We start from the raw sequence: 8963 nt of genomic DNA, 5'->3' as shown, positions 1-8963 counted from the left end.
CCCCGTACGGGGTCGGCGATTCTCGTTTCAATGCCAATAGCGGATAAGGGATCAGCCATCGGTTTTGAAAAATAATAGCCTTGAAACTAATGTTATCCCTTGCTCCTATTCATCGATGAACATCTCTTATTTTATCGGCCAAATCGCGCAAGTTATGAATCGTTTGCCGCAAATTGTTTGCTTCCCCTCATACGCTCATTGAACGGAAGGGTCCGTCGCAAAAATAAATCATTTAAAAGCTTATAATTTGCTGTCCCTTCAAACGCTTGCTACAATAAAAACTACATTGGAAGGAATAAGGAAGTTAATTTAATGGTTACTGAAGCAAGGAGCAATAACGATGAAACAAGAGATTGAAGTGAACCCATACAAAGCCATTGGCGGAGCCAAAACGATTGAAAAACTCGTGAACGCCTTTTATAAAAGAGTGAAAAAGCACGACTTACTGTTTCCCATCTTTCCGGACGATTTAACGGAAACGGCTCATAAGCAAAAACTGTTCTTGACGCAACTATTGGGAGGACCGCCATTATATTTGGAAGAACGCGGACACCCCATGCTGCGGGCGCGTCATATGCAATTTCCAATCACGCCGGAACGGGCAACCGCTTGGCTGGCGTGCATGAACGCGGCGATGGATGAAATCGAACTGGACACAAAATGGAAAGAATCGATCTTCGCCCGTTTGCGGATAATTGCCCTTAATATGGTAAACCAGAAAGAAGAAACAACAAAAGGGGGATGAGTATGTCGCGATATGAAACCCGTTCTTATTGCGATGGGGCATCAGGTCAGTGTAACTCTTATTCTTCCTCTTCTTCCGTTCGGGTTGAACATAAAACAAAACCAATCGAAATTTACGCATTTATTGATCCCGCTTGCCCAAATTGTTGGGGCTTGGAACCCATCATCAAGAAATTAACGATCCAATACGGACAATACTTTAAATTTCGTTACGTGCTCGGAGGAACGCTGAATACATTAAACGTACTCGAAAGCAAGACGAAAAACGAGAAAGCGGAACAGTGGGAGCAAATTTCCCGCCGCTACGGCATGCCATGCAATGGTGATGTCTGGCTGGAGCAATCCATCAAATCAACGTTCCCGGCCGTTATCGCGGTTAAGGCTGCCGAATTGCAAGGAAAACAGGCAGGGTTTCGCTATTTGCGAAAACTTCGTGAAGCCTTTTTTTTGAAAAAACAAAATATTTCAGAAGAGTCTGCCTTGCTCCGTTGTGCCGAGGAAACCAACCTTGACCTGGACGAGTTTAAACGGGACATTCAAGGGCAAGGCGCCGTAAAGGCTTATCAATGCGATATGAAAACAACGCGGGAAATGGAAGTTGATACGTTGCCGACGCTTGTATTTCTCAATGCAAAAGCAGATGAAGAAGGCGTGAAAATTTCCGGAAACTACCCGTACAAGGCGTACGAACAAGTCATCTTCGAAATGCTCGGCCGCCAACCGGACGCAGGCGAACCCCCTACGATCGAAGGCTTTCTGCAGAAATATCCGTTCGTCTCGACGAAAGAAATTGCGATGGTTTACGATTTAACATGTGAAGAGGCAGAAAGAAAAATGAAAAAATTGCAGCTGCAACAAGTCGTGAAACGGGTCCCCGTGAAAAACGGCACCTTTTGGCGGGCATGAAATAACGGGTCCGTCCATCATCGATGACATAACCAAGTCCCTCCCTGCATATGAACCAGTAGGGAGGGATGTTTATGTACAAGACGCTGTTTTTTGCCGGCTTCCTGCTGTCCGCATTCAGTTTCGGCTATTTCTTGCTCGGAATGATGCACCTCGTTCCGCTCTGGACCTCTGCTCCCCTTTGTTTCTTTTCAATTTTTTTCACCCTTCATTGTTTAAGCCATGCCGGCGCTCGCCGAAAGCCGAAAGAAGGAGGACCTCGCTCATGACGGCGAGGTCCTTGCTGTGTTATTGCTCGAGCAGTTGTTCCATTTCTTCCAAAACATCGGCGAATACCGACAGCGCATCTTCGATCGGTTGTGGAGTCGTCATGTCGACTCCTGCTTTCTTCAACACTTCAATTGGATAATCGGAACTTCCCGCTTTCAGGAATTCCAAATACCGGTTGACCGCAGGTTCGCCTTCCTGCAAAATTTGTTTCGACAATGAAGCGGCCGCACTGAATCCAGTCGCATACTGATAGACGTAGTAATTCAAGTAAAAGTGAGGAATTCTCGCCCATTCAAGCCCGATGTCGTCGTCGACGTGAACGTCTTCCCCGAAGTATTTGACATTCAACTCATAATACAAGCGCGTCATCTTATCCGCCGTAAGCGATTCGCCGGCAGCCGCTTTTTCATGAATCATCTGCTCAAATTCGGCGAACATCGTCTGCCGGTACAACGTGCCGCGGAAGCCTTCCAACATGTGATTCAACAAATACAACCGCTTTTTCTTGTCTTCGAGCGTCTCGAGCAAATAATGGTTCAACAACGACTCGTTGCATGTCGAAGCCACTTCAGCGACGAAGATTGAATAATTGCCGTACGGATACGGCTGGTGTCTTCTCGTGTAATAACTGTGTGCGGAATGGCCAAGCTCGTGGGCAAGTGTAAACATGCTGTTCACGTTGTTTTGCCAGTTGAGCAAAATATATGGCATTGTCGAATACGAACCGGAAGAATAAGCGCCGCTTCGCTTACCTTTGTTCTCATATACATCGATCCAGCGATTTTTGTAACCTTCGCGAATGACTTGCAAATAGTCTTCTCCCATCGGCTTCAACCCGCGGAGGACCATCTCTTTTGCTTCGTCGAACGAATATTTCATCTCGACGTCTTTGACAAGCGGCGTATAAAGATCATACATATGAAGCTCGTCAAGCTGCAGGACATTCTTTCTGAGGCGTGCATATCGATGAAGCAGATGCAAATGCTTATGCACGGTCGAAATCAAATTGTCGTATACTTTTTCAGGAATATGGTTTGCATCGAGTGCCGCCTGTCGAGCCGACTCGTAATTTCGAACCGACGCGTAAAAATTATGGCTTTTTACAGCACCGCTCAACGTGCTCGCAAACGTATTTTTATAGTGTCCATACGTATCATACATCGCTTGAAACGCATCTTTGCGCACCCGGCGGTCATCACTTTCAAGAAAGCGAATGTACCTTCCGTGCGTCACATCCACTTCTTCCCCGTTTTCGTCCTTAATCGACGGAAACTCCAAATCGGCATTGTTCAACATGCCGAATGTGTTCGAAGGATTGTCGGTCACTTCGCTCGCTTGCGCAAGAATCGCTTCTTGTTCGGCCGGCAGAATATGTTTTCGTTTCTTGTTAATTTGCTCTAACGCAAACGCATATAACCGCAGGCGCTCGTCTTCATTCAGGAATTCATCCAATTTGCTTTCTTCCATCGCCAAGATTTCCGGCACAATAAACGACAATGCGCTGCTGACACGTGCAGCGAAACTCGCCACTCGATCGTTCATATCTTGATAGAAGGCATTGGCGGTATCCTCATCCGATCTCATGTGAGCATATGTATACAATTGACCTAACCTTCTTGAAATTTCGTCCTGCAGCTGCAACACTTCGTATAACGTTGCCGCGGATTTGCCGAGTTTTCCTTGATATTTTGCAATTCCCGGCAATAAACCTTTCACTTCCGCGAATTCTTTCTCCCAAGCCTCATCCGTTTCGAAAATCGCCTCGAGGTTCCACTTATCCTCCACTGCGATTTCGCTCCGCTTTGGCAACGATTTCGTTTGCTCTGTCATACATGCACCTCCGGAATAGATTTCACACTTCTATCTTATCTTAAAATATTCCAAAAAGCTTTTCAAAATACTCCTTTTCCAGACTTTCTTCGCGTTCGTGCGTAAATAGAGACGTTCCCTCCGCTAATCGAAAAGTTGCAAAGCCGACAGGTTCCAACAAACCAAAGCGAACGAGACATTTCATATATTCGGAAATCGCATCGTCGCATTCGGATATTGCAATCGCCGGTATGGACCGCAAACGAAAAAGGCCTTTGAAAACGAGCCGATGAAAAGCTTTGCGTACGGATGAAAGGGAAATCACACGGCTGCTGTCACCATGTTTTAAAAATTGGTGAAACAACCAACTTTGCCAAATGAACGGAGACGTTTCGATGGAAATGGAAGACGGCGTCGGCCAACCAACGGCGGGCGGGAACAGCGGACGTCCAGCTGCGACCTTTCGAAGATAGAAACATTCTCTACTCCGCTCGCGAAAAGCATATGTTCTTTTTTGGCGTTTCACGTTCAACCATTGAGTTGGGACGGAAAAAGGATTGGTTTCTGGAGGATCGAGCAAATCGGAGAGGGAATCGAGCGATTCTTGATAAAAGCGGACGTTAGCATGCACTTTAGAAGGAGAGAAAGGAACGATTTGCGAAAGCGAAGCAAAACAACCGGCGTCAGGACAATAATAAAGCAGCATTCGCTCACCCGTCGTTTTCGTTTTCCGAAGCGCCAGCCAATCCAATTCAGAAAGTTGGAAAATGTCGCGTTTCGTGCGCTTCATTCGGTTGCCGCCGAGAATCCATACGGGAACATAATCGGCGTTTTCGTAGGATGACGTACGTTTCATGAACAATTGCCGGGAAATCGTAGAACATTGAAATTCAAAAACGATCGGTTGGGGGCGGGTTCGCAAAAGAAGATCGGGGCGTTGTTTGATTTGAGGTAAATAAGGTTCAAGTTCAACAGGGGGATGTCGACTTTGCAGCCACTGGAACAACTGTTTCTTTCCGGACAAATGATAGCGGGATTCGGATTCGCCTGAGTATGAACAAGCCGCATCATTTCGATGCGCGAAATGCCACATCCGCTTGTCACCGAGCTTCATGTGCACCTCGGCGTCGCAGGCCGGACAAAAAAACGTTTCTTTGTCCCGGATTTTGGCAAAATGTTCTTTCTCACGGTCTTCCGATAAGGTAAAAAGGTTCCCGTTTCGGCGTTTCGCCACGAGCAAAAGCACCACTCCTTCGGTAAAATGAATTATCCTCATCTTACCATCTTATAGGAGTGGTGACAATAAACGAGACGTAGATTCGATGGTCCGGGACAATAAGGATCTTCTCTTGAACTGGTCCAAGGTAATTTCACGGGAATGCAAAAGATCCTCGCGAAAATCCGTGACAAGTTCGTTCGTGCTCGAGGTGCGAAATAAGAAAGCGTTCACTTCAAAATTAAGATGAAAACTGCGCATGTCCATATTCGCCGTGCCGATCGACGCCAGTTCTCCGTCGACAATGATAATTTTGCTGTGCATGAATCCTCGTTCATATTCATGAATCTTCACGCCGGCTTCGAGCAATTCCGGGAAATACGAGCGGGATGCGTAAAAGACAATCCTTTTGTCGGGACGGACGGGAACGAGAATCTTCACGTCAATGCCGCTCAATGCGGCTATTCGCAACGCCGTCAAAATATCGGCGTCAGGAATGAAATACGGGGATGCAATCCAAATCGATTTTTTTGCGGAAACGATCATTGAAAAGAACAAATGCTTAATCGATTCCCATTCTTCGTCAGGGCCGCTCGCCACCATTTGTACACCACCGAGGTTTGCTTCCTTCACGGGCCGCGCCGGCATATAGGCGGGAGACATGATCGATTCCCCAGTCATATAATACCAATCTTGCAGAAAAATAAGTTGCAAACTGTGCACAGCTTCGCCTTTCACCATCAAATGCGTATCCCGCCAAAACGGAAATCCGTTCTTCTTTTGCCCGAGGTATTCGTCGCCGATGTTCAGCCCGCCGATAAACCCGACATTGCCGTCAATGACAACGATTTTTCGGTGGTTTCGGTAGTTCACTTTATGATTCAAAAACGGAAGCTTTACGGGAAAAAAAGAAACGACTTGCGCACCAGCGGCTTCAAGTTCCTTCCGGTAGCCTTTCGAAAGCAGCCAACTGCCAACAGCGTCGTACAAAAAGCGAACTTCCACCCCTTCGCGCGCTTTTTCAATCAGCAAATCTTTAAATTTCGTGCCGACCGTATCGTCGCGAACGATGTAATACTCGAGATGGATATGGTGACGGGCCTCTTTAATGGCGCGGTAAATCGCCTCGTACGTAACCTTACCGTTCGTCAACACTTTCGTTTCCGTAGTAAACGAGATCGGACTTTTCCCTAGGCGTTTCGAAAGTTTTAAAAACGTTTGTTGATGCTCGCCGAGCAAGGCTAAATGCGCGTGATGATTCTCGCCTTCAGTCTCATATAATTGTTGCATGACATGATCGTCAAAAAACGTTCGCTTGCGAAATAACCGCCGCTTACGATAGCTCTGACCGAAAACGATATAAAAAATAAATCCAACGATCGGAAAGCTGGCCAAGACGATTAACCAAGAAATGGTTTTTGACGGATCGCGATTTTCGAAAAAAATGACTACGCCAATTAACAGCACCGTCAACGAGATAATGATGTTTAACATCTCAAGCACCCAACGGTCCCAATACCCTCTTACGAAAATCACGAGCAACAGAACGATGATAACGACCGCCAAAAGCTGCAAATTTTTCTTCATCCGACCCCCCCTTCCACTCCTCCATTGCTACTATACAAGATGACCGTGATCGATTCAATCTTTTCTGCATGAAGGGATAATCCTGATGTTTTTTTCACAAAAAAACAATCGATCTCCTGATTGGAAACCGATTGTCAAGATTGAAGCGGGAATTGCTCGCGCAACGTTTCAACCGCATGGTCTTCGATAATTTGTTTCCCGTATTCTTGCAAACGATGAATCGTTAAGTCCGTTTCAAATCCGTATTCGAGCAAGACACTTAACTGATTGTCTTGAAGATCCTCGTCCTCATCCCAATCATCGCCGGGAAAAACAACGTTCATGTAATACCGATTTTCGAAAGAATAAAGACTGGTCCGCAGCCGTTCAGATTGAAAACGGTGACTCAATTGAATCGCGTCTTCAAAATCATTGAATCCGACAAGAAAGGAGAGGTCGGCATCTTCTTCGGGATCGACGTTCACCGCCGAGATTGCCTGCAGCTTTCTTTTCTTCTTGTAAGTCATATGCTCAATCAAACTCTCCATCTTCTCATCGACTGGAATATCGATATGCTTATCGTCATTAATCGGCAATTCGAGTTTCGAACCGTCCTTGGACAGCTGCGCCTTCGTTACGATAATTTCGAGTCCCTTTTCCATTGCTTGCACTTGAATCCATAGCGGACCTTCCATCGAAAACTCTTCTTCGTTATGCGCCTCATCCATCATTTCCCAAAACAGCTCTTCGCCGCGTTCTCGATTATACCAGATTTCTTCGCGGTCAAATCCGCGTTTCTCCATGTCCATGTAAGTGATGAAAAATTTCAGCGTGTTTTCGTTCACTCGTTCAATTTTCATCGCGTTGACTCCTTTCTTAATGAGAATCACGAAAGGGGTTTTTGCAATTCTATCTTACCATGAATGGTTATGCAAGAGAAAACCATCGAAAAATCCCTTGTACATGTAGTTTATGACAAAGGAAAAAGGAGTGACATCAATACGCTCAAGGTTTTCCATCTTGTACTGTTACCTATCCTATGAGAACCTTAGAATAAAGATGTAAAAAAGCACCTTCCGAACCGGAAAAGTGCTTCGTTGAGTTGTAGTGTTCTAATTGACGATCTTTTGCGCTTCTCGCAGTTGAAACGTACGTACCTTTCTCGGTAAGAAGCGTCGAATTTCATCCTCGTTGTAACCGACTTGCAGTCGTTTTTCGTCTAAAATAATCGGTCTGCGTAACAGCCCAGGATTATCGCTGATCAACTGGAACAACTGTTGAAGCGGCATCGTTTCAAGGTGAATATCAAGTTCTTGAAACGCTTTCGATCGAGTTGAAATAATTTCGTCCGTGCCGTCCTCAGTCATTCGAAAAATTTCTTTTATCTCTTCAACCGTTAACGGTTCGGAAAAAATATTTCGTTCTTCGTAAGGAATTTCATGTTCGTCGAGCCATGCCCTCGCTTTACGGCAAGAAGTACAGCTCGGAGAAGTATAAAGCGTAATCATTCGGTCTCACTCCTTTCGGTGACATCCGTTACACTAGTTTTATTATATAATAACTTTTCTAATTTGGATAGTGGGTATTTATGTATCCTCTGTGAACATTGTGCTTGATCGATTTGGCGAGTTATAGTGTATTTACCCTAAATGTTAAATTCTAATCACAAAAAAGGAGATTTTTTAAAAATCTCCTTTAAGCGGACGTTTTCGTATTTGACGAAGGGGATTTCGGCAATTCCGGATTCCACCTTTTCAATTTCTCTTTAAGAACATCCTTTAACAAATTCTTTTTCTTCTTTTTCGCTTTATCTTTCTCTTTCATGGCCGTTCACCTTCCTTTCGTGATGGTCGACCTTACGAGGGTTTCTTCTCTTGATCAAATTCCAAAATGTTTTCGTCCTTTTCTTTCTCGATGCTAAGCACTTTCTCGACGTCTTCGTATGTTTCTCCGTACAGTTCTTCGTCTTTGTAAGTATGAATTTCTTCGTACGTTTTTTTCATCTTCTCGAGGATGCTTTCTTCGGATTCATTTTGCGGAGACCAATATAAGATTTCCATCTGGTTAATTTCGTTCGTCGCTAACGAACGGCGGCGGTATCCGATCGAAATCGCATGTTCAAAACCTTCACGTTTGTAGAAATGCAATCTCTTTTCCGTATCGCTGTCGTCGTAATCGACCGGCTCAACTTCGAGAATGATCGGTTTGTTTTTCTTTTTCAGCTTCTCGATGAGTTTATGACCGAGCCCTTGCCCTCTCGCTTTGCTCGAGACGTAAACGTAATCGACAAACACGAAATCTTTCGTTTCCGCATACATCAACACATGGTTCGGACCCTCGTCTTTATGGTACATATGACCTTTTTCTTTCAACAACAATTCCATGTGTTCCTTCGATTTCATTTCTTCGACTGGAAAATACTCATTCAACTTTTCATACCAATTCATTGAAG

At 45.0% G+C, this 8963-nt stretch carries 10 protein-coding genes; 3 read left to right on the top strand and 7 right to left on the bottom strand.

What is annotated here, in order from left to right:
- Positions 1 to 340 precede the first annotated feature (340 nt).
- From VFK44_15280 to VFK44_15270, 3 genes are all read left to right on the top strand, one after another.
- Positions 341 to 745, top strand: coding sequence for a globin (locus tag VFK44_15280; protein HET7629735.1), 405 nt, complete (start codon positions 341 to 343; stop codon positions 743 to 745).
- The gene (locus VFK44_15275; protein HET7629734.1) at positions 742 to 1650 is read left to right on the top strand and encodes a ClpXP adapter SpxH family protein; all 909 of its coding nucleotides are present in this window, start codon (positions 742 to 744) and stop codon (positions 1648 to 1650) included. Before VFK44_15280 ends, VFK44_15275 begins: the two co-directional genes overlap by 4 nt.
- Positions 1651 to 1724: 74 nt before the next feature.
- Positions 1725 to 1919, top strand: coding sequence for a hypothetical protein (locus tag VFK44_15270; protein HET7629733.1), 195 nt, complete (start codon positions 1725 to 1727; stop codon positions 1917 to 1919).
- 19 nt (positions 1920 to 1938) lie between these two features.
- Here the strand turns inward: VFK44_15270 and pepF are convergent, their stop codons facing one another.
- The 7 genes from pepF to VFK44_15235 form a co-directional block, all read right to left on the bottom strand.
- The gene (pepF, locus tag VFK44_15265; protein ID HET7629732.1) at positions 1939 to 3750 is read right to left on the bottom strand and encodes an oligoendopeptidase F; all 1812 of its coding nucleotides are present in this window, start codon (positions 3748 to 3750) and stop codon (positions 1939 to 1941) included.
- Between the two features lie 40 nt (positions 3751 to 3790).
- Complete coding sequence (locus VFK44_15260; GenBank protein ID HET7629731.1) at positions 3791 to 4963, bottom strand: competence protein CoiA family protein; 1173 nt, start codon at positions 4961 to 4963, stop codon at positions 3791 to 3793.
- Between the two features lie 51 nt (positions 4964 to 5014).
- On the bottom strand, positions 5015 to 6532 hold the full coding sequence (gene cls / locus VFK44_15255; GenBank protein ID HET7629730.1) for a cardiolipin synthase: 1518 nt from the start codon (positions 6530 to 6532) through the stop codon (positions 5015 to 5017).
- 134 nt (positions 6533 to 6666) lie between these two features.
- A complete protein-coding gene (gene mecA / locus VFK44_15250) occupies positions 6667 to 7371 on the bottom strand; it encodes an adaptor protein MecA (protein ID HET7629729.1) in 705 nt (234 codons plus the stop codon).
- A gap of 252 nt (positions 7372 to 7623) precedes the next feature.
- On the bottom strand, positions 7624 to 8019 hold the full coding sequence (gene spxA / locus VFK44_15245) for a transcriptional regulator SpxA (GenBank protein HET7629728.1): 396 nt from the start codon (positions 8017 to 8019) through the stop codon (positions 7624 to 7626).
- Between the two features lie 187 nt (positions 8020 to 8206).
- Positions 8207 to 8335, bottom strand: a complete 129-nt coding sequence (locus tag VFK44_15240; protein ID HET7629727.1) for a hypothetical protein — start codon at positions 8333 to 8335, stop codon at positions 8207 to 8209.
- A gap of 32 nt (positions 8336 to 8367) precedes the next feature.
- On the bottom strand, positions 8368 to 8958 hold the full coding sequence (locus VFK44_15235) for a GNAT family N-acetyltransferase (protein HET7629726.1): 591 nt from the start codon (positions 8956 to 8958) through the stop codon (positions 8368 to 8370).
- Positions 8959 to 8963 lie beyond the last annotated feature (5 nt).

The sequence above is a fragment of the Bacillales bacterium genome (genome assembly GCA_035700025.1).
Classification (GTDB): domain Bacteria; phylum Bacillota; class Bacilli; order Bacillales; family DASSOY01; genus DASSOY01.
Note: the sequence above shows the minus strand (reverse complement) of the source record. Positions and strands in the feature narration are given on the sequence as shown.

What these genes read in the sequence shown, in the direction of transcription:
- VFK44_15280 (HET7629735.1), top strand. Translation starts at nt 341, where the DNA reads ATGAAACAAGAGATTGAAGTGAACCCATACAAAGCCATTGGCGGAGCC.
- VFK44_15275 (HET7629734.1), top strand. Translation starts at nt 742, where the DNA reads ATGAGTATGTCGCGATATGAAACCCGTTCTTATTGCGATGGGGCATCA.
- VFK44_15270 (HET7629733.1), top strand. Translation starts at nt 1,725, where the DNA reads ATGTACAAGACGCTGTTTTTTGCCGGCTTCCTGCTGTCCGCATTCAGT.
- pepF (HET7629732.1), bottom strand. Translation starts at nt 3,750, where the DNA reads ATGACAGAGCAAACGAAATCGTTGCCAAAGCGGAGCGAAATCGCAGTG.
- cls (HET7629730.1), bottom strand. Translation starts at nt 6,532, where the DNA reads ATGAAGAAAAATTTGCAGCTTTTGGCGGTCGTTATCATCGTTCTGTTG.
- mecA (HET7629729.1), bottom strand. Translation starts at nt 7,371, where the DNA reads ATGAAAATTGAACGAGTGAACGAAAACACGCTGAAATTTTTCATCACT.
- spxA (HET7629728.1), bottom strand. Translation starts at nt 8,019, where the DNA reads ATGATTACGCTTTATACTTCTCCGAGCTGTACTTCTTGCCGTAAAGCG.
- VFK44_15240 (HET7629727.1), bottom strand. Translation starts at nt 8,335, where the DNA reads ATGAAAGAGAAAGATAAAGCGAAAAAGAAGAAAAAGAATTTGTTAAAG.
- VFK44_15235 (HET7629726.1), bottom strand. Translation starts at nt 8,958, where the DNA reads ATGAATTGGTATGAAAAGTTGAATGAGTATTTTCCAGTCGAAGAAATG.